General features: G+C 59.1%; 23 protein-coding genes. 13 read left to right on the top strand and 10 right to left on the bottom strand.

Features of this window, described 5'->3' with window-relative positions:
* Window positions 1-14 precede the first annotated feature (14 nt).
* Window positions 15-3,359, bottom strand: a complete 3,345-nt coding sequence (gene carB / locus ACR0I8_RS16460; RefSeq protein WP_170689267.1) for a carbamoyl-phosphate synthase large subunit — start codon at window positions 3,357-3,359, stop codon at window positions 15-17.
* Window positions 3,360-3,536: 177 nt separating this feature from the next.
* Here carB and ACR0I8_RS16455 point away from each other — a divergent pair, with 177 nt between their 5' ends.
* The 4 genes from ACR0I8_RS16455 to aspS all read left to right on the top strand — a co-directional run bounded on the left by ACR0I8_RS16455 (window position 3,537) and on the right by aspS (window position 7,784).
* Window positions 3,537-4,664, top strand: coding sequence for an aminodeoxychorismate synthase component I (locus tag ACR0I8_RS16455; RefSeq protein ID WP_170689268.1), 1,128 nt, complete (start codon window positions 3,537-3,539; stop codon window positions 4,662-4,664).
* Window positions 4,619-5,263, top strand: a complete 645-nt coding sequence (locus ACR0I8_RS16450) for an aminotransferase class IV family protein (RefSeq protein ID WP_170689269.1) — start codon at window positions 4,619-4,621, stop codon at window positions 5,261-5,263. The genes ACR0I8_RS16455 and ACR0I8_RS16450 overlap by 46 nt, the downstream gene beginning before the upstream one ends.
* A complete protein-coding gene (locus ACR0I8_RS16445) occupies window positions 5,260-5,931 on the top strand; it encodes a CPBP family intramembrane glutamic endopeptidase (protein ID WP_170689270.1) in 672 nt (223 codons plus the stop codon). Before ACR0I8_RS16450 ends, ACR0I8_RS16445 begins: the two co-directional genes overlap by 4 nt.
* A 77-nt stretch (window positions 5,932-6,008) precedes the next feature.
* On the top strand, window positions 6,009-7,784 hold the full coding sequence (aspS, locus tag ACR0I8_RS16440) for an aspartate--tRNA ligase (protein ID WP_170689271.1): 1,776 nt from the start codon (window positions 6,009-6,011) through the stop codon (window positions 7,782-7,784).
* 327 nt (window positions 7,785-8,111) lie between these two features.
* On the opposite strand, the gene ACR0I8_RS16435 is transcribed toward aspS, so the two are convergent.
* Entirely contained in the window at window positions 8,112-8,828 is a 717-nt protein-coding gene (locus ACR0I8_RS16435) for a response regulator (RefSeq protein WP_170374726.1), read from the bottom strand.
* A gap of 135 nt (window positions 8,829-8,963) precedes the next feature.
* On the opposite strand from ACR0I8_RS16435, the gene mce reads away from it, so the two are divergent.
* Complete coding sequence (gene mce / locus ACR0I8_RS16430) at window positions 8,964-9,368, top strand: methylmalonyl-CoA epimerase (protein ID WP_170555832.1); 405 nt, start codon at window positions 8,964-8,966, stop codon at window positions 9,366-9,368.
* A gap of 21 nt (window positions 9,369-9,389) precedes the next feature.
* Complete coding sequence (locus ACR0I8_RS16425; RefSeq protein ID WP_170374730.1) at window positions 9,390-9,662, top strand: DUF1467 family protein; 273 nt, start codon at window positions 9,390-9,392, stop codon at window positions 9,660-9,662.
* 2 nt (window positions 9,663-9,664) lie between these two features.
* Here ACR0I8_RS16425 and ACR0I8_RS16420 read toward each other — a convergent pair whose 3' ends face one another.
* From ACR0I8_RS16420 to ACR0I8_RS16410, 3 genes are all read right to left on the bottom strand, one after another.
* On the bottom strand, window positions 9,665-10,357 hold the full coding sequence (locus ACR0I8_RS16420; RefSeq protein WP_170480397.1) for an EI24 domain-containing protein: 693 nt from the start codon (window positions 10,355-10,357) through the stop codon (window positions 9,665-9,667).
* Window positions 10,354-10,932: a nitroreductase family protein gene (locus ACR0I8_RS16415; protein ID WP_170374734.1), complete on the bottom strand. Its 579-nt coding sequence runs from the start codon at window positions 10,930-10,932 to the stop codon at window positions 10,354-10,356. The genes ACR0I8_RS16420 and ACR0I8_RS16415 overlap by 4 nt, the downstream gene beginning before the upstream one ends.
* 187 nt (window positions 10,933-11,119) lie before the next feature.
* Window positions 11,120-11,359 carry a hypothetical protein gene (locus ACR0I8_RS16410; RefSeq protein ID WP_170375333.1) on the bottom strand — a complete coding sequence of 80 codons (240 nt, stop codon included), beginning with the start codon at window positions 11,357-11,359 and terminating at the stop codon, window positions 11,120-11,122.
* A gap of 120 nt (window positions 11,360-11,479) precedes the next feature.
* Between ACR0I8_RS16410 and ACR0I8_RS16405 the strand changes: the two genes are divergently transcribed.
* From ACR0I8_RS16405 to ACR0I8_RS16390, 4 genes are all read left to right on the top strand, one after another.
* Entirely contained in the window at window positions 11,480-12,181 is a 702-nt protein-coding gene (locus tag ACR0I8_RS16405; protein WP_170374736.1) for a M48 family metallopeptidase, read from the top strand.
* A complete protein-coding gene (locus ACR0I8_RS16400; protein ID WP_170460595.1) occupies window positions 12,178-12,546 on the top strand; it encodes a YigZ family protein in 369 nt (122 codons plus the stop codon). The genes ACR0I8_RS16405 and ACR0I8_RS16400 overlap by 4 nt, the downstream gene beginning before the upstream one ends.
* Before the next feature lie 68 nt (window positions 12,547-12,614).
* On the top strand, window positions 12,615-12,866 hold the full coding sequence (locus ACR0I8_RS16395; protein WP_170492215.1) for a DUF6455 family protein: 252 nt from the start codon (window positions 12,615-12,617) through the stop codon (window positions 12,864-12,866).
* Window positions 12,867-12,880: 14 nt separating this feature from the next.
* Complete coding sequence (locus tag ACR0I8_RS16390) at window positions 12,881-13,150, top strand: DUF6455 family protein (protein ID WP_170468240.1); 270 nt, start codon at window positions 12,881-12,883, stop codon at window positions 13,148-13,150.
* A gap of 23 nt (window positions 13,151-13,173) precedes the next feature.
* On the opposite strand, the gene ACR0I8_RS16385 is transcribed toward ACR0I8_RS16390, so the two are convergent.
* The gene (locus ACR0I8_RS16385) at window positions 13,174-13,416 is read right to left on the bottom strand and encodes a CDGSH iron-sulfur domain-containing protein (protein ID WP_170689272.1); all 243 of its coding nucleotides are present in this window, start codon (window positions 13,414-13,416) and stop codon (window positions 13,174-13,176) included.
* 229 nt (window positions 13,417-13,645) lie between these two features.
* Between ACR0I8_RS16385 and ACR0I8_RS16380 the strand changes: the two genes are divergently transcribed.
* Window positions 13,646-13,831 carry a hypothetical protein gene (locus ACR0I8_RS16380; protein WP_425085163.1) on the top strand — a complete coding sequence of 62 codons (186 nt, stop codon included), beginning with the start codon at window positions 13,646-13,648 and terminating at the stop codon, window positions 13,829-13,831.
* A 139-nt stretch (window positions 13,832-13,970) separates the two neighbouring features.
* On the top strand, window positions 13,971-14,327 hold the full coding sequence (locus ACR0I8_RS16375) for a diacylglycerol kinase (RefSeq protein ID WP_170689273.1): 357 nt from the start codon (window positions 13,971-13,973) through the stop codon (window positions 14,325-14,327).
* 36 nt (window positions 14,328-14,363) lie between these two features.
* On the opposite strand, the gene ACR0I8_RS16370 is transcribed toward ACR0I8_RS16375, so the two are convergent.
* Both ACR0I8_RS16370 and rimO read right to left on the bottom strand, forming a co-directional pair.
* Window positions 14,364-14,687 (bottom strand): hypothetical protein, encoded by a 324-nt coding sequence (locus ACR0I8_RS16370; RefSeq protein ID WP_170680414.1) that lies wholly within the window; start codon window positions 14,685-14,687, stop codon window positions 14,364-14,366.
* A gap of 118 nt (window positions 14,688-14,805) precedes the next feature.
* Window positions 14,806-16,194: a 30S ribosomal protein S12 methylthiotransferase RimO gene (gene rimO, locus ACR0I8_RS16365; protein WP_170689274.1), complete on the bottom strand. Its 1,389-nt coding sequence runs from the start codon at window positions 16,192-16,194 to the stop codon at window positions 14,806-14,808.
* Window positions 16,195-16,292: 98 nt separating this feature from the next.
* On the opposite strand from rimO, the gene ACR0I8_RS16360 reads away from it, so the two are divergent.
* On the top strand, window positions 16,293-18,239 hold the full coding sequence (locus ACR0I8_RS16360; protein WP_170689275.1) for an AsmA family protein: 1,947 nt from the start codon (window positions 16,293-16,295) through the stop codon (window positions 18,237-18,239).
* A 29-nt stretch (window positions 18,240-18,268) separates the two neighbouring features.
* Here the strand turns inward: ACR0I8_RS16360 and ACR0I8_RS16355 are convergent, their stop codons facing one another.
* Window positions 18,269-19,765, bottom strand: a complete 1,497-nt coding sequence (locus tag ACR0I8_RS16355) for a phosphomannomutase/phosphoglucomutase (RefSeq protein WP_170689276.1) — start codon at window positions 19,763-19,765, stop codon at window positions 18,269-18,271.
* 15 nt (window positions 19,766-19,780) lie between these two features.
* Complete coding sequence (gene kdsA, locus ACR0I8_RS16350; RefSeq protein WP_170689277.1) at window positions 19,781-20,614, bottom strand: 3-deoxy-8-phosphooctulonate synthase; 834 nt, start codon at window positions 20,612-20,614, stop codon at window positions 19,781-19,783.
* Window positions 20,615-20,618: the final 4 nt, after the last annotated feature.

The raw sequence follows: 20,618 nt of genomic DNA, 5'->3' as shown, positions 1-20,618 counted from the left end.
CTTGGTGCTGCAGGTCAGCCCTGCAGCGATTTCACCTCGACGTCACCTTCGGCCTGCGCCTTGATCGCCAACGCTGCTGCGTAGCTGGCGGCGGCGGTGGTGAAATAGGGGATCTTGTCATACAGAGCGATTGAGCGGATCGACCGGCTGTCTTCCACCGCCTGTGCGCCTTCGGTTGAGTTCATCACCAGCTGAACACCGCCGTCTTTCATCAGGTCAGTCACATCGGGGCGTCCCTCATAGACCTTGTTGACCACTTCGCAAGGTACGCCCTGCGTGTCCAACCAGGTTTGCGTGCCGCGTGTGGCGACCAGTTCAAAGCCCTGATCGACCAGAACGCGCGCGGCCTCCAACATGTCCGGCCCTTTGTCGGCGTCCTTGATCGAGATGAATGCGCGGCCCGATGACGGCAGCACCATGCCAGCGCCTATCTGTGCCTTCAGGAATGCGCGCGGGAAGTCGCGATCCCAGCCCATGACCTCACCGGTCGAGCGCATTTCCGGGCCCAGAATGGTGTCGACGCCGGGGAAACGGGCGAAGGGCAGCACGGCCTCTTTCACCGAGAACCACGGCATGTCGGGGTCGGCAAGCGTCATCTGGTCGGCGATCTTGCTGTCATCGACTGTTTTGTAGGGCGGGCGTTTCGGGAAGTCCGCCAGTTTCTCACCGGCCATCACACGCGCCGCGATGGACGCAATCGCGCTGTCGGTGGCCTTGGCGACGAAGGGTACGGTACGCGAGGCGCGGGGGTTTACTTCGATCAGGTAGATCTCACCATCCTTGATCGCGAACTGAACGTTCATCAGGCCGACCACGTTCAACGCTTTGGCCAGTTTGAACGCCTGTTCCTTGATCTGCTCGATGATCTCTTTTGACAGTGAGTAGGGCGGCAGTGAGCAGGCCGAGTCGCCCGAGTGAACGCCCGCCTCTTCGATATGCTGCATGATACCCGCAACGTGAACGTCGGTGCCATCGCACAAAGCGTCCACGTCCAGCTCCACCGCACCCGCCAGATAGCTGTCCAGCAGAACCGGGCTGTCGCCCGAGACCACAACAGCCTCGTTGATGTAGCGCCGCAGCTGATCCATATCGCGCACGATCTCCATCGCGCGGCCACCCAGAACGTAAGAAGGGCGGATCACCAGCGGGAAGCCGATCTCTTCGGCGATCTCAAGCGCTTGTTCATCGGTCGAAGCGATGCCGTTCTTGGGCTGTTTCAGGCCCAACTCATTGACCAGCGCCTGGAAGCGTTCCCGGTCTTCGGCCAAGTCAATCGCGTCGGGCGTGGTGCCGAGGATCGGAATGCCTTCGGCCTCAAGCGCGTTGGCCAGTTTCAATGGAGTCTGGCCGCCAAACTGGACGATGACGCCGTGCAGCCTGCCGTTTTCCTGCTCTTTCGTCAGGATTTCCATGACGTGCTCAAAAGTCAGCGGCTCGAAGTATAAACGGTCCGAGGTGTCATAGTCCGTCGAGACCGTCTCGGGGTTGCAGTTGACCATGATGGTCTCATAACCCGCATCGGTCAGCGCGAAACAGGCGTGACAGCAGCAATAGTCGAACTCGATGCCCTGACCGATGCGGTTCGGACCACCGCCGAGGATGACGACCTTTTTGCGGTCGCTTGGACGTGCCTCGCATTCGACCTCACCCATCATCGGAGCTTCGTAGGTCGAGTACATATAAGGTGTCTGCGCTTCGAATTCGGCGGCGCAGGTGTCAATGCGTTTGAACACGGCCTTTACGCCCAGATTGCGGCGGGCGCGGCGGACGTTGTCTTCGTCACGGCCAGTCAGGTTGCCCAGACGTGCGTCGGTGAAGCCCAGCATTTTTAGCTTGCGGATGCCGTCTTCGGTGACCGGCAGGCCGTCTTTGCGGACCTGGCGCTCGGCCTCGATGATCTCGCGGATGCGGGCCAGGAACCAAGGGTCGAATTTGGTAACGCCGAAAATCTCATCATCGGACAGACCGTGACGCATGGCCTGAGCGATGGTACGCAAACGGTCGGGGGTCTGCTGGCTGATTGCTTTGATCACGGCAGCTTTGTCGTCCGCTTCTTCCCAGACACCGACATTCAGGCCGGGGATTTCGATCTCATCAAAGCCGGTCAGGCCCGATTCCATCGAGGCCAGAGCCTTTTGCATCGATTCGTGGATCGTGCGGCCAATGGACATGGCCTCACCCACCGACTTCATCGCGGTGGTCAGATAGGGTTCGGATCCAGGGAATTTCTCGAACGCGAATTTTGGGATCTTGGTGACGACATAGTCAATGGTCGGCTCGAACGAAGCGGGCGTGACCTTGGTAATGTCGTTGTCCAGCTCGTCCAGCGTGTAGCCGACGGCTAGCTTGGCGGCGATCTTGGCAATCGGGAAACCAGTCGCTTTGGAGGCCAGAGCGGATGAGCGCGATACCCGCGGGTTCATCTCGATCACGACCATGCGACCATCTTCGGGATTGATCGCCCATTGTACGTTCGACCCGCCGGTTTCGACGCCGATCTCTCGCAGAACGGCGATCGAGCCGTTGCGCATGATCTGGTATTCCTTGTCGGTCAGGGTCAGGGCAGGGGCCACGGTGATCGAGTCACCCGTATGCACACCCATCGGATCGACGTTTTCGATGGAACATACGATGATCGCGTTGTCGGCAGTGTCGCGCACCACCTCCATCTCGTATTCTTTCCAGCCCAGCAGGCTTTCGTCGACGAGGATCTGGTTCACTGGCGAGGCGTCCATGCCCGAACGGCAGAAATGGATATAATCCTCACGGTTATAGGCAACACCGCCGCCGGTGCCGCCCAGGGTAAACGCAGGGCGGATGATGGCTGGCAGACCGATCTCTTCCAGCTCATCCAGTGCCATTTGCACACCGGCGTCCAGATCGGTGGAGCCGTCTTCGCGCTTGGGGGCGGTCACAATGGTCGCCTTGGGGTTTTCAAGACCCAGTCGGTCCATCGCATCGCGGAACAGGGCGCGGTCTTCGGCCATTTCGATCGCGTCTCGCTTGGCGCCGATCATCTCGACACCGAACTTGTCCAGCACGCCCATCTCTTCCAACGCCAGCGAGGTATTCAGGCCGGTTTGACCACCCATAGTGGGCAGCAGGGCATCGGGGCGCTCTTTCTCGATGATCTTGGCGACCACTTCGGGGGTGATCGGCTCAATATAAGTTGCATCGGCCAGACCCGGATCGGTCATGATCGTCGCAGGGTTCGAGTTCACCAGAATGACCCGATACCCTTCCTCGCGCAGCGCCTTACAGGCCTGAGCGCCGGAATAGTCAAACTCGCAGGCTTGTCCGATAACAATGGGGCCCGCCCCAATGATCATGATCGACTGGATGTCGGTTCTTCTCGGCATGGCCTTGTTCCTTCGATTGTCAGCGAGTCAGGGCACCGCCCCAGCGCCCAAATTGTCCTGCGTTATAGGGACCGCGCAAAAAGGTGCAAGAGGTATCGGGAACAGAGGTGAAATTGCCGCTTTCCCCCCTTTCCCTTGGCAGAGTATTCTCTATATCGCGCATCACTGCTTATGAGGATGCACTTGCGAATTCGTTTTGATCAGGGACCTGCCGGTCCGGGGACCCGGTTCGACCGGCCATCCCACATCATCCGGGCGGATGCCGCGGACGAGGTGCCACAGGCGTTGGCGGCCCTCGATGGCGCGCGCACGGCGGGCAGTTGGCTGGCCGGTTATGCCAGTTACGAGCTGGGCTATGTGCTGGAGCCTCGGCTGCTTGAACTGCTGCCGAATGACCGCAAGCTGCCGCTATTGTGTTTCGGTGTTTACGACGCGCCGGATCAAAGCGCGCTACCTAAAGCCCAAGGCGGCGTATCCACGTTTCAGCCGCGTTGGGATGAAACTCGCTATAGTCAGGCCTTTCAGGCGGTGCATGATGCTATCGGGGCAGGGGATATCTATCAGGCGAACCTGACCTTCCCGATTGATCTGAAGGTCGATGGGGAGAGCGCGGCACTGTACGCGGCGCTGACATCCGGCCAGCCTGTCGGCCACGGAGCGCTGGTTCAACAGGACGGTCTGCCGGATCTCCTCAGTCGCTCGCCCGAGCTGTTCTTCCGTACCGACGAAACAGGTCAGATCGAAACGCGGCCTATGAAGGGCACCCAACCGCGTAGCGAAGACATGGCCGAGGACGCCCGCCGCCGTAATTTCCTGTCTTCGGATGAGAAGAACCGGGCCGAGAACCTGATGATCGTTGACCTGTTGCGCAATGATATCAGCCGCGTGGCGCTGCCCGGTTCTGTTGACGTGCCCGAGCTGTTCAAGGTCGAAACCTATGCCACAGTGCATCAGATGGTCTCACTGGTGCGGGCGCAGCTGCAGGTCGGGGCCGGGCTGTCCGACATCATGACGGCACTGTTCCCTTGTGGTTCCATCACCGGTGCGCCCAAGATCCGTGCGATGGAGATCCTGTCCGAGCTGGAGCCCTGGGCGCGTGATATCTATTGCGGAACCATCGGGTGGGCCGCACCGGATGGCCGGTCGGAATTCAACGTCGCCATCCGCACCCTTATGGTGGATGGCGGAAAGGCCACACTAAACGTCGGCGGTGGCGTGGTTTGGGACAGTACAGCCCCATCTGAATACGAGGAGGCCCTATGGAAAGCCCGCTTCGCCCACCAGTTGAGCCTGATTTCCGCCTGATCGAAACGCTGGGTTTTCACCCTGATCAGGGCTTCCTGCGGCGCGACCGGCACCTTGACCGTATGGCGCGCACGGCGAAGGCTTTGGCGCTGTCCTTCGACCTCAATGCGGCGCTCGCGATACTGTCCGGCGTTACCAGCGATACCCCCTTGCGGTGTCGGTTGACCATGGATGTCGACGGAGGCTTTGACCTGACCACGGCCGCTTTGGCTCGCAATCCTGAGATCTGGCAGTTGGGTATTTCTCAGACCCGACTGAACTCGGACGACATATGGTTGCAGCACAAAACCACTCGCCGCGCGGTCTATGATACTGCCCGAGCCTCGCTGCCGGATGGCATTGATGAGGTGTTGTTCCTCAACGAGCGGGAAGAGCTGTGCGAAGGAACCATCACCAATCTGTTCATTGAAATGCCGGACGGGCGCAGGCTTACTCCTCCTGTGTCCTGCGGTCTTTTGCCGGGCATTCTGCGCGAGCAGCTTTTGGAGGAGGGTTGGGCCGAGGCCGTTCTAACAATGAATGATCTGAAGTCCGCCAAGGCGATATTCATGGGCAACTCTCTGCGCGGCCTAATCCCGGCCAAGCTGGTGGTGTTATGAGCAACGACAGCGCGTTGGACCACCGCCCTGTAGCGATGGGGCGCCTGCGGCTTGAATTCGGTGCGTTCTTCGTTGTGGTCCCTCTGCTGATTGCAGTCCTGTTCCCGCCCAACTGGATGTTCCCGGCCTTGTTCGCATTCACAGGGCTGGGCATTGTCCTGTTGCATGCCACACCGGGCTTCCAATGGGCCGAACTTCGCTACAATTGGGCAAACTGGTCGCTCCGCGAACTGGCTGCTTTCACGGCTGTTACAGCACTGTTCTGCACCGCGCTGATCCACCTGACCCGCCCGGACGCCGCCTTTTTCCTTTTGATACACCGGCCCGAGATGCTGGCCTTTATCTGGGTCGGCTATCCGCTCCTGTCTGCGCTACCGCAAGAGCTGTTGTTCCGCCCGCTGTTTTACCGCCGCTACCATGCGATCCTGCCTGACGGTCGCAAGGCTGACCTCCTGAACGCGGCCATCTTTTCCTTCGCCCATCTAATGTATTGGAGCTGGATTGTCGCCGTCATGACCTTTGTCGGCGGCCTGCTATTCAGCTGGGCCTATCACAAACGAGGGTCCTTCTTCTACGCGGTGCTGCTGCACGCGATTGCGGGGAATATCATCTTTGCCGTGGGTCTGGGCGTGTATTTCTATTCCGGCAACGTTCAAAGGCCGTTTTGACGGCGCGACCTGCCTTGACTTTCCACGCCTGACAGGGTGTATCGGCGCGACGAATTCTGCGCCCGAAGGGATATTCCATGCACGCCTATCGCAGCCACACCTGCGCCGCTCTGACCGCCGCCAATGTCGGTGAAACCGTCCGCCTGTCCGGTTGGGTGCATCGGGTCCGAGATCATGGCGGCGTGCTGTTCATCGACCTGCGCGACCATTTCGGTGTGACACAAGTTCTCTGCGATGGTGACAGCGCGGCTTTTGCCGAGCTTGAAAAAGTGCGCTCGGAATGGTGTATCCGCATCGACGGTACCGTCAAAGCGCGTGACGCCGATCTGGTGAACCCGAAACTGCCCACCGGTGAGATCGAGGTTTACGTGCGTGAGCTTGAGGTTCTGGGGGCCGCCGATGAGCTGCCCCTGATGGTATTCGGCGATCAGGAATACCCTGAGGAAACCCGCCTGCGCTATCGCTATCTGGACCTGCGCCGCGAGGCGATGCAGCAGAACATGACCTTGCGGTCGGATGTGGTGGCCTCGATGCGGCGCCGCATGTGGGATCAGGGCTTCCGTGAATATCAGACACCGATCATCACCGCCTCGTCGCCTGAGGGCGCGCGTGACTTTCTGGTGCCCTCGCGTCTGCATCCGGGCAAATTCTACGCGTTGCCTCAGGCGCCTCAGCAGTTCAAACAGCTGATCATGGTGTCGGGCTTCGACAGGTATTTCCAGATCGCGCCATGCTTCCGTGATGAAGACCCGCGCGCGGATCGTTCGCCGACCGATTTCTACCAGCTCGACCTCGAAATGTCGTTTGTCGACCAGCAGGACGTGTTCGATACCATACAGCCCGTTCTTACCGGTGTGTTCGAAGAGTTCGGTGGCGGCCGCAAGGTCGATCAGGAATGGCCTCAGATTTCCTACAAGGATGCGGCCCTGTGGTACGGCTCCGACAAGCCCGACCTGCGGAACCCTATCAAAATGCAAGTGGTCTCCGACCACTTTCGCGGGTCTGGCTTCGCGATTTTCGCAAAGCTGTTGGAGCAGGAAGGCACCGAAATCCGCGCCATCCCAGCGCCGACTGGCGGGAGCCGCAAATTCTGTGACCGTATGAATGCCTTTGCCCAGAAAGAGGGTTTGCCAGGGATGGGTTACATCTTCTGGCGCGATCAGGGCGAAGGGATGGAGGCCGCTGGCCCGCTTGCCAAGAACATCGGCCCTGAGCGCACCGAGGCGATCCGTCAGCAACTGGGTCTGGGCGTCGGCGATGCCGCTTTCTTCCTGGGCGGCAAGCCGAAAGCCTTTGAAAAGGTCGCCGGCAAGGCTCGCGACGTGATCGGCGATGAGCTGGGCCTGACCGAGAAAGATCGTTTCGCCTTTGCTTGGATCGTGGATTTCCCGATCTACGAGCAGGACGAGGAAACCGGCGAGATCGACTTTGAACACAACCCGTTCTCGATGCCGCAGGGCGGTATGGAAGCGCTGAACGGCAATCCTCTGGACGTGCGCGGCTATCAGTACGATCTGGCCTGTAACGGGTATGAGCTGGTCTCGGGCGCGATCCGGAACCACAAGCCGGAAATCATGCTGAAAGCTTTTGAGCTGGCAGGCTATGGTGAGGACGAAGTGAAATCCCGCTTTGGTGCCCTGTTCAACGCGTTCCACTACGGCGCGCCGCCACACGGTGGTTGTGCTGCGGGCATTGACCGGATCGTGATGCTGTTGGCTGATGAAGCCAACATCCGCGAGGTCATGATGTTCCCGATGAACCAGCGCGCTGAGGATCTGATGATGGATGCGCCGTCCGATCCGAGTTCGGATCAGTTGATGGAACTGGGGCTTCGCATCATCCCTCAGGACTAGACAACAACCGCCCGCTTCAAGCGGGCGGTTTGCTTTTGAGGGGGCGAAACCAAGCAATTGCTGCGTATCACCTGATCGGGCCGATCACTGGAGGCGAGAATGCGTGTGTATTTCCGGTCTGTCTCGCCACCTCAATCCCTGGATATGCCTGTGACGTTCTCTGGACATTGGTGTCATTTGATGATTCAGGTGAAACCCGAAACGCTTTAGTCCAGAGGATTGGCCACCCCGACCCGTTTCGCCCGGATGGCCCGAGCCGAGCTGCGAGCCTGTCGGTACATCCACAAACACAACAAAGATGCGGTGATGAAATAGGCGGTGATCAATTCAGATAGCCTCTTTCTGCTGCAATCTGTCTTGAACGATCCCGGCAACTTGCGCAGCGCGAGCGGTGATCGGCGTGCCTTCGGAGCGGGATGCGGCAAGGTCCTTTGCCGCCTTGATTAGTACCAGATCATTGACCTCACGCGCGACGCTGCCGAGAAACTGGGCTGCATAGTCAAGCGTGCGGTGATCATTCGGACCGGCCAGCACATCGGCGATATGGGCCATGTCGTCCTGATAGGCGAGCGGGTCGGGGTGGATCTGCTCATCCCGGACCGCGTGTAGTTCGCTGGGGCGGCGGTCTTCGGGTAGCAGCTCGAGAATGGTTCTTTGAAAGAAGGCCATGGATTTGATTGGCTTGTCCAGAAATCCATCTGCACCAGCCTGCATCGCCTGTTCGCGGGTGCAGTCATCGCCGGACATGCCAAGGATCACGCCGATCCGAGGGGTGGCCTGCGTCAGTTCGGCAATCAGATCGGCGCCCGAGCCATCCGGCAGCCCCATATCCACGACGATGATCGAGGGGCGATAGATCTGCAGGTGACGCCGGGCCGATTTCAGGCAATCTGCACGCCGGATCCGCGCGCCGCTGTGCAAGCACATCAGGCGGATCACGTCGCAGGAGTATCGGCTGTCTTCGACAACCAGAATGGTCTGTCCCCGCAACGGCCGGGTCGCGGTTGGTGTGGCAATGGTGGTCAAGGGTCCCGAATCGTCCATGGCAGCTCTCCTATCCAGCAGATGCCTAACGCTAGGAACTTCTGGCTAACACAGGGTTAACGGGCAATTTGGCGCACTTGTTCTTTGGCTGGGCAGCCCCCATAACCCAAGCAACGCAGGACAGAGGAGACTATCATGATTGGACGCCTGAACCACGTTGCCATCGCCGTTCCGGACCTTGAGGCCGCATCGGATCAATACCGCAATGCGCTGGGCGCCAAGGTGGGAGCGCCTCAGGATGAACCCGATCATGGTGTGACGGTTGTCTTTATCGAACTGCCCAATACGAAGATTGAACTTTTGTACCCCTTGGGCGAGGACAGCCCGATCAACGGGTTTCTGGAAAAGAACCCCGCCGGAGGTATCCATCATGTCTGCTATGAGGTCGACGATATCATCGCCGCGCGTGACCACCTGAAGGAAACCGGCGCGCGTGTGCTAGGCTCCGGCGAGCCCAAGATCGGTGCCCATGGCAAACCGGTGCTGTTCCTTCACCCCAAAGATTTCAACGGTTGCCTTGTCGAGTTGGAACAGGTGTAACGCCAGCCCGGAGGGCCTGACATGACTATCACTGCCGCTTTGGTTCTGTTTGCTGTCATCTGGTTCATGACGCTGCTGATCGTTCTGCCTATTCGTATCAAGACGCAGGGCGATCTGGGGGATATCGTTCCGGGCACCCATGCGGGTGCGCCGGAAGAGCATCACATGAAAAAGAAGATGTGGATCACCACCGGCATTTCGATCGTTCTATGGGCGATCATCGCCGGGATCATCCTATCAGGCGCGATTTCTGTGCGCGACTTCGACTGGTTGAACCAGTTGGAGCCGCGTTAACCTCAGGTGTCCGAAAGCTTGTGGTAGATATGGGTGAACGTAGCCGCCCCGAGGATCGGGATCACAAGGTTCACCAAAGGAACGGAAAGCGGGATCGCCATCAGCGTTCCTGCAGCCCAGATGGTGGTGACGTGTTTGGCGCGTAGCTTGCGTGCCCCATCACGGCCCAAGCGGCGCATAGCCGCCAGCGTAAAGTACTCTCGACCCAGCAGGAAACCGTTCATCGCCCAGAAAATGAAGGGCGCGAAGGGTGGGAAGATCGCGTAGAGGATCAGCGCAAGAATATTGGCTAGGATCAGTACACCCAAAAAGCCCAACCCATCCATGACGGCCTCGGAGACCGGTATCCTTGGGGCTTTGGGTAGGGTTGGATAGTGCTTGTCCTCAACGGCCTGCGCCACGTCCTCGAGGAAGATCGAGGTGATGGCTGAGGCGACCGGCACCATTAGGAATACCGGCAACACCAGCACCAGAAAAATGCCCGAGTAGTTCAGCACGTCGTTCAACCACGAAACCGTGCCGACAAATGGCAGTGAAATCTCGTTGCCGGATAGCGAATTGATGAACCAGATCGCGCCCGCGCAAGCGAGGATCAGCAGCAGGATCGTCAGTCCGATGCCCCGAAATAGGACAGAGCGGAATTTTGGGTCTCCGATCTGACCCAGCGCTGCAAAAAACGCGTTGAGGATGATCATTCCGCGACCCATTCCGTCAGGGCGGCAACATCAGGCCGTGGGCGCTCGGGCGGGGCGCTGCCTTCGGTGGCGATGTGAATCAGGCCTGCGACGCTTTCATTGTCGGCCAGCCCAAATGCCTTTTGGCAGAAGGTGTGGTCATGGGTCTGCCAGCCGGACAGCCAGTTGGCACCCCATCCTGCGGCCAATGCCGCGTTCAACAGCGCCAGACAGACCGCGCCCGCCGAATAGGTCTGTTCGATGGCGGGGATCTTCTCGGACGGTTTCTGAACCTCGATCACGGCCACCGCCAGATGTCCCAGATCAAACTGGCTGCGCGCCTTTGCGATGTCTTCGGGGCTTTTGCCCAAAGCGGTGCCGCAGTCCTCGGTCAGGCTGGCCAGACGCGCCATGGCGCCTTTTTCCAGCACAATGAACCGCCAAGGCTCAAGCTTGCCATGATCAGGGCTGCGCGCGGCTGCGATCAACAGCGGCAACAGCTCATCCCGCGTCGGAGCCGGGGCGATCAGCGATTTTGCAGGGCGAGAGCGGCGCACCTGCAGAAATTCCAGCGCGGCGGGGTTTTTCAGGGACATATGTTAACTTCCTTTACATCAGCGGTTTGTATTTTGGTTGCCACGGCTTGGGTTTCAAGGGGCGGGGCAAGTTCGCTGTGTCTTTTTCGCCCGGTCGATGCGGCCTGCGAAAAAGGGGTTTGAATGGCTACGTTTGCGATATCTAAGGCATCGGCGTGTCGCCGTCCACGCGCGCGCTATCGGAGCCTTATTCCTGCGTTTCGCGAATTTGATAGACGCCTTCGGGCAGGTCCAGCGCGGCTGCCAGATCACGTACCTGTTCAGGCGACAGTGTTATTTTCTGGACCTCACCGGTGCGGGGATCGAATTGCTCCAACGTTACACATTCCGCGAAGCTGTTGATGACGACGTCTTCGTTCAAAGGCTTGTCGCCTTCATCCACCAGAGTAATCACCGTCGAGTCGAATTCATGCTCAATCGAAAACATGAGATCAGAGTGCGCGCGACCGCCTCGCAATGCAAGTCGTTTGGGCACGATCCGGGTATGGTCGTGCCGTCATGCGCGCGCTATGTTCCCCTTAAGGCCTGACCGCTTGAAGGAAACCTGATGCGTCGACTCATTCTTCTGGTGATTGCACTGTTTCTGGCGGCATGCAGCGCGGAAACCCTGCGTGAGCAATCCGTCGCCGAGTGGGAGGCCTCGGACGCGCCCGTGACGGTTGAGACCTTCCGTGAGGTTAGCCAGGCAATCGGTGACGAAGCCCGCGCGCAATGTTTGCGTACCTCAAAAGGACAGAACTGCGACTTCCGAATTCTGGTGGACCTGAATCCCAAGGCCCCGGCTAATGCGTTTCAAACACTGGATGACAAAAACCAGCCAGTGATCATTTTTACCCGCTCGATGATCCAGTCTGCCCAGAACGCGGATGAGCTGGCCTTTGTCATGGGCCATGAGGCGGCGCATCACGTTCTGAGTCATATCGCCCGTCAAAGCGAAAACGCCAGCGCCAGTGCCGCGAAATTCGGAGACTTGGCGCGGCTTCGCGGTGGCAGCGACGCCGAGATTGAAGAGGCGCAGAAACTGGGTGCTAAAGTGGGTGTGCAGGCCTATGTCCAGACCTTTGAGCTTGAGGCCGATCAACTGGGTACAATCATTACCTATAATGCCGGATATAACCCCTTGGTCGGTGCCAAGTATTTCGACCGCATTCCGGATCCCGCTGACAAGTTCCTCAGCACACATCCGCCCAACGCGCAGCGCGTGCAGATCGTTCAGCAAACGGCCCGGCAGCTTGGATTGACCCAATGACGGATGTGCTGCGGATGGGGGTCGTCTTGACGGATCGGGGCTCGAAATACGCGGTGTCGGGCGCGCATGTCGAATCGCGGGCCGAGATTGACGCGGTGCTGGACGCGTTGCGTTCGGACAAAAGCTATGCCAAGGCCACGCATAATACATGGGCGGCGGTTTTGCCGACTGGCGGGCTAAAGGCCGATGATGGCGAAAGCGGCGCTGGCATGGTGATCTTACGTATGTTGGAGCGTGAAGGCCTGCGCAATCACGTGATCATCGTCACCCGCTGGTATGGCGGCAAGAAACTGGGCGGAGACCGCTTTCGTCGTGTTCAGGACGCCACGCGCGCCTATCTGGACCGGATCAGCGCCCCAATTTGACCTGAATCAAAGTCCTATGGTCCATGCTTGCTACCCTGTTTGCCAGCGCGACAGGGAAAGGACGCAACATGCCCAGCCTGAAATCACTGCGATTGCATGCCGGTTTGGTGGACGACATGGCAAACATGCTGGATGTCGATCTGGAGGAAGCCACCATCCGGGGCGATGTGTCCATGGACCAGCTTTCGGAGGCGGTACTGCGCTGCACCGATTGCCCCAATCCCGACAATTGCCAAACGCTGCTGGCTCAAGCATCGTCTCTAAGCCGGACCCCTGAATACTGCCGCAACAAAGACTTGCTGCATAAACTGATGCCCTAGCGCGGGTTGGTAGGATGCCGCATCTGGGAAACATCATGACCCACTTCCGTCTGGTCCTGCGCATGGGGCAGACAACCGGCGCAGACCTTGTTCATGCGCATCGGTCCGGCAAGCTTAGCCAAGAGGAATGGGCCGAGATGATCCAGTTCTGCCGGGGGTGCTCATCTGCGCAGGATTGCCCCGAATGGATGGATCGGCAGGCCGCGGGCACAGACGCACCGCAGACCTGTCCGAATCGGGCGAAATTTGCCGCGCTCAAGGCCGCGCAAACAGAACAGGCTTGAAGTCTCAGGACCTGAAATGCCTTTCAGAGCTTGGAATGCGACCCGTCGCACAGGGGTTGCTTGGACGTATGTTTACACCCACAGAAGAACACCTTTTTGCTGGCCTCAGCGGTGTATTTGACTGGCTCGAACGTGCTGCCTTTGTGGGAGCCATCGCAGAAAGGTTGCCGCTTAGACTGGCCGCAGGAGCACCAGAAATAGCTTTTCCCTTCTTCGACCTCGACGGGAATGGGCGAGTCTTGGGCGATGATCGGGGATTGAGACATTTGGCTACTCCGTCCTTTGGCTGATGTCTGAAAAAAGTCTAGGGTTATGTTTCGAAAAAGGTAGCCTGTCTTGGCGAGTAAGTCGCAAATTGCCGGTCATGCTGGCATGGAATCGCTGCGTTTCACGGTTTTGTGATTGATTCTGTTGCCAGATTGCTTGTCAGCCCGTATTCTGGTTGTGGCCCCGAAAATTGGGCAATATCAGCAAAGTAATAAAGGAATGATGGACATGAAACTGAAGTTTGCCGCCGTTGGTGCGTTTGCTCTGATCCTGACTGCTTGTGCGCAGCAGGAAGAACCGACCCCAGTATACGTTCAGCCGAGCTATGATAAAGCTGGCACTCCAAGCTGCCCGGGCGGGTATCAGCTGGCAACAACCGAAGCAGGTCAGACTGTCTGTGACCCGATACAATAGAGGTTTTGCAGGCGGCCCCTATGCGGGCCGTCTGCACATCAAACGAAGTGGATGCCGCCCTTGGGGCGGTTTTTTCTTGCCCATTGCACCGCAGGCGCCAACCGTTCAAAACGGCACGAAAGCAATCGCCCGAGGACCCATGCTCAATTTCTTTTCCCGCCTCAAGGACCGCACCAAATGGAGCTGGCAAGGATTGGTCGCCACCTGGCGGGATGAGTATTCTTTTCGCGTCTGGGGCTATGCCAACCTGATCTCGGCGGTGCTTGCTGTGTGGCTGCCGATCAGCGGGGCCGAGCGTGCGTTGATCCTTGTCATGGGCGTCCTCGTGCTCGTGGCCGAGCTGTTCAACACGGCCATCGAGCGGGCGGTCGACTATACCTCGACCGACCATCATCCGCTGGCGGGACAGGCCAAAGATGCTGCGAGCGCAGCTGTTGCATTGACAGCGATTGCCGCTGGGATTGCCTGGGCCGTAGCGCTGATCGGCCTGATCTAGACCGCCTTAAGCTACGCTTGAAACGCTGTGGAGCGCTCAGCGAAACTTGCGATGTATCCTGTGGCGCAGACCAAATGATCTGTGTTTCAGATGCCGCGGCCTGTGATGCTTGAGAACCAGTTTACGACGCGGATGCAGGACACGCTTGCCCAGTTTGACCTTGTGTTTGAGGACCGGAGCCGCGTGATGCCGGTGAACAAAGTGTTTGCTGCGCGTGTAAATCACCAGCTTGTTGCCACCGACTGACAAGATCGTGACCGCGCCGCTATGCGCGTGCTGCGCCGCCACCGGAGGCGCCAGCATCATGGCCGCCACCGCCAGCAATTTGAAATGCGATGAAATCTTCGGAAACCGAAACATGAAACCCTCCAACCCGTGTCGAGTTCAGCATCGCGGCTTTGGCGGGCAAGCGCCAATAAACTCGGCTCACGCTTGCCCCAACTTATTTGTAGTTGTCAGGTCATAGGGTTAGGGGTGTTCAAACCCGTTTGCCCCACAAGTCATACTCACCCGCTTCATCGACCTCGACCGTAACGAGGTCTCCGGGTTTGAGGGTTTCGAACCCCTCATCAATGAAAAGGTTGCCGTCAATCTCGGGCGCGTCGGCCTTGGTTCGGCAGGTGGCGGCCTCGTCATCGACCTCATCCACGATGACCTGGAGGGTCTGACCGACCTTGGCTTCCAGTTTGGCTTCAGAGATCGCCTGCGCTTTCTCCATGAAACGGTCCCATCGGTCCTGCTTGACCTCAGGTGCCACATGATCGGGCAGATCGTTCGAGCGCGCGCCATCAACGTTTTCGTACTGAAAACAACCAACACGATCCAATTGCGCCTCGTCCATCCAATCGAGCAGGGTCTGGAATTCGGCCTCGGTCTCGCCTGGATAGCCAACAATGAAGGTCGAGCGCAGAGTGATGTCCGGGCAGATCTCGCGCCAGGCTTTGATCTCATCGAGTGTTTTGGCGGCTGCGGCCGGACGGGCCATGCGCTTCAGCACATCCGGGTGCGCATGCTGAAAGGGGATATCCAGATAGGGCAGCACGTTGCAGCCCGCATCTGCCATCAGCGGGATCAACTCGCGCACATGCGGGTAGGGGTAGACATAGTGTAGCCGAATCCAGGCATCGAGCTGCCCCAATTCGCGCGCCAGATCGGTGATATGGCTGCGCACCTCGCGGTCCTTCCACGGGTTCACGTCGTATTTCCGGTCCAACCCATAGGCCGAGGTATCCTGACTGATCACCAGCAACTCACGCACACCATTGTCGACAAGCTTTTCGGCCTCGCGCAGCACGGCATGGGCCGGACGGCTGGCGAGCTTGCCGCGCATGTCGGGGATGATGCAGAATTTACACTTGTGGTTACAGCCCTCAGAGATCTTGAGATAGCTGTAGTGCCGCGGAGTCAGCTGCACAGAACTAGCAGGCAACAGGTCAACGAATGGGTCCGGATCAGGCGGCACCGCCACATGTACCGCGTCCAAAACCTGCTCGTATTGATGCGGGCCGGTGACCGCCATGATACGCGGGTGGTGTTCCCGGATATAGTCTGGCTCGGCCCCCAAACAGCCGGTCACGATGACCTTGCCGTTTTCGACCAGAGCCTCGCCGATGGCGTCCAGAGATTCGGCCTTGGCGCTGTCCAGAAATCCGCAGGTGTTCACAATCACGGCATCGGCCCCGGAATAATCGGGCGAAATGCCGTACCCTTCGGCGCGCAACCGGGTCAGGATGCGCTCGCTGTCTACCAGCGCTTTGGGGCAGCCCAATGAGACCATACCAATGGTCGGCTGGCCTGAACGCGGCGTATCGGTGATCCGGGCAGACGGGGCAAGATCGGGGCGGAGGTTTGGCGGATTGCTACTCATGCGGCCGCATATAGTTTGGATTGGTTCCCCTTGCAAATGCGACCGTGGCTTTGAATGATACCTCAAACACAAGCCCAAAAAAGGCGGAGAGCAGTTCGATGAAATGGCTGATACGTATCCTGTTCATCTTGGTGGCCGTTGTGGGCCTTGTTGTGGGCGCGCTTTTGTTGATGCCCGGCGACAAACTGGGCGCGCTTCTGGCCGAACAGGTCAAGGCGGAAACGGGGCGTGACCTGACCTTCTCGGGCGATGTCTCGATCTCATTCTGGCCGGTTCTGGGCCTTGAAACCGGGCCGGTCACCTTCGGCAATGCCGATTGGGCGGGGTCTGAGCCGATGCTGAGCGCCGAAAGCCTGTCTTTCGGTGTGGATGCGGCGGCGCTGTGGGCTGGAGAGATCCGGATCAAACGGGTCTTTGCCGACAGCCCGGTTCTGCGGCTGGAATACGCCAAAGGCCGGGGCAATTGGGAACTGACCACACCAACCTCCGCACCCAGTACCGGCGGAGGAACAGCGCCCGCGCCTCAGTCGACGCAACCGATCACACTCGACCGACTTGAACTGAGCAACGCGCGCCTGATCTTTATCGAAAACGGCGCGACCAAGTGGAATTTCCGGCACGTCAACCTCTCGGCGCAATGGCCGGATGTCTCGGCCCCGATGATCATGGAGGCCAATATGGCCGTGCCCGGTGGCACTGTTCAGGTGAATTTGAAACTGCCTGACCTGCCGGCATTTGCCTCGGGCGCTGCGGCACCGTTAGAGCTTTCGATGACAGCACCGGGCGGGCGTATAGCGTTCAACGGGCGCGCCACCATCGAAGGAGAGATGGACGGCAAGACCGAGGTCAAGACCAGCAATACAGACGACATGCTGGCCGCGTTCGGGCAGGCGGGGGTGGCGGTGCCCAATGGTCTGGGGCGTGTTGCAGATGTAGCGGGGCAGATGACCTACACGCGGGACGGTCGCATCTCTTTGCGAGACATGACCGCCGTGTTGGATCACAACCGGTTTGATGGCGAGGCCGATATCGTGATTGCAGACCCTCCGCAGATCACAGCCCGTTTGCGGGCCGGGGATCTGGATTTTTCGACCTTTGCAGACACCGTCGAAACAGGCTCCGGCGGTGGAGGTGCCTCTTCAAGCGACGGGTGGTCGACGACACCCATCGACGCGTCGGCGCTGGGTTTGGCGAATGGCTCGATTCGACTCACCGCGTCCTCCATCGCCGTGCCGGACATGACGCTAGGGCAAAGCGACCTGACGCTCAATCTAGACCGGTCGCGTGCGGTTTTGAAAATGCAACCCGCGACCCTGTTTTCCGGACAATTGAACGGACAGGTGGTGGCCAATAATCGCAACGGCCTGTCCGTCGGCGGAAATTTCAAAGCTGAAGGGATTGATGTGCAGCAGGCGCTGTCGACGCTCGGAGGAGTTGAAAGGCTGACAGGTACGGCCTCGGCCTCGCTGGAGTTTCTGGGCGTGGGACAGACCGAGGACGCGATCATGCGTTCGCTGTCCGGGAAGGGCGATATTGCGGTCGGGAAAGGCGTGATCTCCGGCTTCGACCTGAACCGGCTGATGGGGCGCGGCGAAGGGTCCGGAGGAACCACAGTGTTCAACAGCCTGACGGCCAGTTTCACCATGGATGGCGGCAATCTGACGAACAACGACCTGCTCATGTCGCTGGATAATTTCAGGGCTGATGGCGCGGGGCGCGTCGGGATCGGCGCGCGCGACATCGACTATCTGTTCACGCCGGTCGCATTGCGCGCCAATTCAGGCGAAGGGATCGCTGTGCCTGTGCGTATTGTCGGCCCGTGGAGCGACCCTTCGATCCGCCCGGACCTAACAAAGGTCATTGAGGCAGCGGCAGAAGGAAAGCTGAAAGATCTGGAGAACGACGCCAAAACCAAGGTTCTAGAAAAGGTCGGATCAGAGCTGGACTCGACCATCACAGACACTGATCAAATCGAGGACGTGCTGAAGGACAAGCTAGAGGAAGAAGCCAAGAAAGGCTTGCTCAAGTTGTTCGGAGGGGATTGATCGGGGCGCGCATCGGCGCCCCTTTTCTTTTAGATCGTTTGGTCGTAGTCGCCGACGCCGGGTTCTGTCCGGATGACGGCATCGATGTCGGCAAAGATCGCCCGCATCTCTGCTTCGCTTTCGCTGCTTTCGCAGACGACCACCAGATTTGGGGTGTTTGACGAGGCTCGCACTAGGCCCCAGCTGCCATTGTCCAAAATGACGCGCGCGCCGTTGACGGTGACGACCTCTTTGATGGCGCGGCCCGCGAAGCTATCGCCTGCGTCGGCTTTGGCGACCAGCTTGTCCACGAGGCGCTGCAGGATATCGTATTTCTCGGTATCCGCCGCGTAGGGCGACATTGTCGGGGTGGACCACGTCTTGGGCAGGGCCTTGCGCAGGTCGGACATGCTCTGACCCGGGTTGCGGTCCATCAATTTGCAGATTTCCACCGCAACGCGCATCCCGCAGTCATATCCGCGCCCAACAGGCTCGGCGAGGAAGTAGTGGCCGGATTTCTCGAACCCTGCGAGGGCTCCGATCTCTTTGACCCGACGTTTCATATGACTGTGGCCGGTTTTCCAATAGTCCGCCTTGACGCCAAGGGCCTGAAGTTCCGGGTCGCTGGCGAACAGGCCAGTCGATTTCACGTCGGCCACGAAGGTCGCGCCGGGATGCAGCTTGGCCAGATCGCGGGCCATGATGACACCGACTTTGTCGGCGAAGATCTCTTCGCCCTCGTCATCGACCACACCGCAGCGGTCGCCGTCGCCGTCAAATCCCAAGGCCAGATCGGCACCGCTGGATTTCACCGCATCCGCCATGTCATGCAACATCTCCATGGCTTCGGGGTTCGGGTTGTAGTTCGGGAACGTGTAGTCGAGTTCGTTGTGGCTGGGCACAACCTCAACACCGATCCGCTCAAAAATCTCGGGTGCAAATGCCGAGGCAGTGCCATTACCCGTGGCGCAAACCACCTTAAGCGGGCGGGACATTTTGAAATCACCGACCAGATCGTCGATATAGGCCTCTTTAACGCCATCGACGAATTCATACGAGCCGCCCTCACGCGCCACTGTCTCGCCATTCAGCACAATGTCGCGCAGCTCGGACATCTCATCCGGGCCGTGGGTCAGCGGTCGGTCGAAACCCATTTTGACCCCGGTCCAGCCGTTTGGGTTATGGCTGGCGGTGACCATCGCCACCGCCGGAACATCCAGATGGAATTGCGCGAAATAGGCCATTGGGCTGAGGGCAGGGCCGATGTCCTTCACCTGAACACCCGCCTGCATCAGGCCGAGGATCAACGCGTTTTTGATGGCCAGAGAATAGTCGCGGTAGTCATTGCCAACCGCAATGACCGGCGCGATGCCGCGTTTGTGCATCTGAGTACCGATCCCAAGACCAAGGGCGGTCATGCCCGGCAGGTTGATCTCATCAGGGTACTTCCAGCGTGCATCATATTCGCGGAACCCGGTGGGTTTGATCATCGGGTCGCGCAGAAAGCTCCAGGTGTTTGGGGTCACCTCGGGAATGGGTTTGGTCATAACTGGTCTCAATCGTTAAATCTGAATCGGGTTCGCCTTGGCCAGCGCATCAAAACGCATCAATGTGTCAACAAGATGGGGCATCTGATCCAAAGGGATCATGTTGGGGCCATCAGACGGTGCTGTGTCGGGGTCCTGATGCGTTTCGATGAACACCGCTCCGATCCCCAGCGATACGGCGGCGCGCGCCATCACCGGCGCAAATTCGCGCTGCCCACCCGAGGAGCCACCTTTGCCACCGGGCTGTTGCACCGAATGGGTCGCGTCCATCACGACCGGATAGCCCGTCTTCGCCATTTGCGGCAGGCCCCGCATATCGGCCACCAGAGTATTGTACCCGAACGAGGTTCCACGTTCCGTCAGGAGGATATTCTGGTTCCCGGTGCTTTCGATCTTGTCGACGATGTTGCCCATTTCCCAGGGGGCGAGAAACTGACCTTTCTTGACGTTCACAGCCTTACCCGTTGCGCCCGCCGCCAAAAGCATATCGGTCTGGCGACACAGAAAAGCTGGGATCTGCAGAATATCGACGGCCTCAGCCGCGATGGCGCATTGGGCTTCGGTGTGGACATCGGTCAGCACCGGAATGCCCATGGTGCTGCGGATGTCATCCAGAACCTTCAGCCCCGCATCAATCCCCATGCCGCGCTTGCCGGACAAAGAGGTTCGGTTCGCCTTGTCATACGACGCCTTGAAAACATACTGCGCCCCGGCCGCGTCGCAGGCTTCTTTCATGGCGCCCGCAATCATTTGGGCATGGTCTGCCGTCTCAAGCTGGCAGGGGCCGGCAATGATGGTCAGAGGAAGGTCATTGCCGACCGTCAGGTCGGAGATTTTTACATGTTTCATGTGT

Source organism: Ruegeria sp. BG9 (genome assembly GCF_056538305.1).
This window is presented reverse-complemented; position numbering and strand designations above follow the sequence as displayed.

Bases quoted from the DNA above. Each gene is read 5' to 3' on its own strand.
- carB (WP_170689267.1), bottom strand. From the start codon at position 3,359: ATGCCGAGAAGAACCGACATCCAGTCGATCATGATCATTGGGGCGGGC.
- ACR0I8_RS16455 (WP_170689268.1), top strand. From the start codon at position 3,537: ATGCACTTGCGAATTCGTTTTGATCAGGGACCTGCCGGTCCGGGGACC.
- ACR0I8_RS16450 (WP_170689269.1), top strand. From the start codon at position 4,619: ATGGAAAGCCCGCTTCGCCCACCAGTTGAGCCTGATTTCCGCCTGATC.
- ACR0I8_RS16445 (WP_170689270.1), top strand. From the start codon at position 5,260: ATGAGCAACGACAGCGCGTTGGACCACCGCCCTGTAGCGATGGGGCGC.
- aspS (WP_170689271.1), top strand. From the start codon at position 6,009: ATGCACGCCTATCGCAGCCACACCTGCGCCGCTCTGACCGCCGCCAAT.
- ACR0I8_RS16435 (WP_170374726.1), bottom strand. From the start codon at position 8,828: ATGGACGATTCGGGACCCTTGACCACCATTGCCACACCAACCGCGACC.
- mce (WP_170555832.1), top strand. From the start codon at position 8,964: ATGATTGGACGCCTGAACCACGTTGCCATCGCCGTTCCGGACCTTGAG.
- ACR0I8_RS16425 (WP_170374730.1), top strand. From the start codon at position 9,390: ATGACTATCACTGCCGCTTTGGTTCTGTTTGCTGTCATCTGGTTCATG.
- ACR0I8_RS16420 (WP_170480397.1), bottom strand. From the start codon at position 10,357: ATGATCATCCTCAACGCGTTTTTTGCAGCGCTGGGTCAGATCGGAGAC.
- ACR0I8_RS16415 (WP_170374734.1), bottom strand. From the start codon at position 10,932: ATGTCCCTGAAAAACCCCGCCGCGCTGGAATTTCTGCAGGTGCGCCGC.
- ACR0I8_RS16410 (WP_170375333.1), bottom strand. From the start codon at position 11,359: ATGTTTTCGATTGAGCATGAATTCGACTCGACGGTGATTACTCTGGTG.
- ACR0I8_RS16405 (WP_170374736.1), top strand. From the start codon at position 11,480: ATGCGTCGACTCATTCTTCTGGTGATTGCACTGTTTCTGGCGGCATGC.
- ACR0I8_RS16400 (WP_170460595.1), top strand. From the start codon at position 12,178: ATGACGGATGTGCTGCGGATGGGGGTCGTCTTGACGGATCGGGGCTCG.
- ACR0I8_RS16395 (WP_170492215.1), top strand. From the start codon at position 12,615: ATGCCCAGCCTGAAATCACTGCGATTGCATGCCGGTTTGGTGGACGAC.
- ACR0I8_RS16390 (WP_170468240.1), top strand. From the start codon at position 12,881: ATGCCGCATCTGGGAAACATCATGACCCACTTCCGTCTGGTCCTGCGC.
- ACR0I8_RS16385 (WP_170689272.1), bottom strand. From the start codon at position 13,416: ATGTCTCAATCCCCGATCATCGCCCAAGACTCGCCCATTCCCGTCGAG.
- ACR0I8_RS16380 (WP_425085163.1), top strand. From the start codon at position 13,646: ATGAAACTGAAGTTTGCCGCCGTTGGTGCGTTTGCTCTGATCCTGACT.
- ACR0I8_RS16375 (WP_170689273.1), top strand. From the start codon at position 13,971: ATGCTCAATTTCTTTTCCCGCCTCAAGGACCGCACCAAATGGAGCTGG.
- ACR0I8_RS16370 (WP_170680414.1), bottom strand. From the start codon at position 14,687: ATGTTTCGGTTTCCGAAGATTTCATCGCATTTCAAATTGCTGGCGGTG.
- rimO (WP_170689274.1), bottom strand. From the start codon at position 16,194: ATGAGTAGCAATCCGCCAAACCTCCGCCCCGATCTTGCCCCGTCTGCC.
- ACR0I8_RS16360 (WP_170689275.1), top strand. From the start codon at position 16,293: ATGAAATGGCTGATACGTATCCTGTTCATCTTGGTGGCCGTTGTGGGC.
- ACR0I8_RS16355 (WP_170689276.1), bottom strand. From the start codon at position 19,765: ATGACCAAACCCATTCCCGAGGTGACCCCAAACACCTGGAGCTTTCTG.
- kdsA (WP_170689277.1), bottom strand. From the start codon at position 20,614: ATGAAACATGTAAAAATCTCCGACCTGACGGTCGGCAATGACCTTCCT.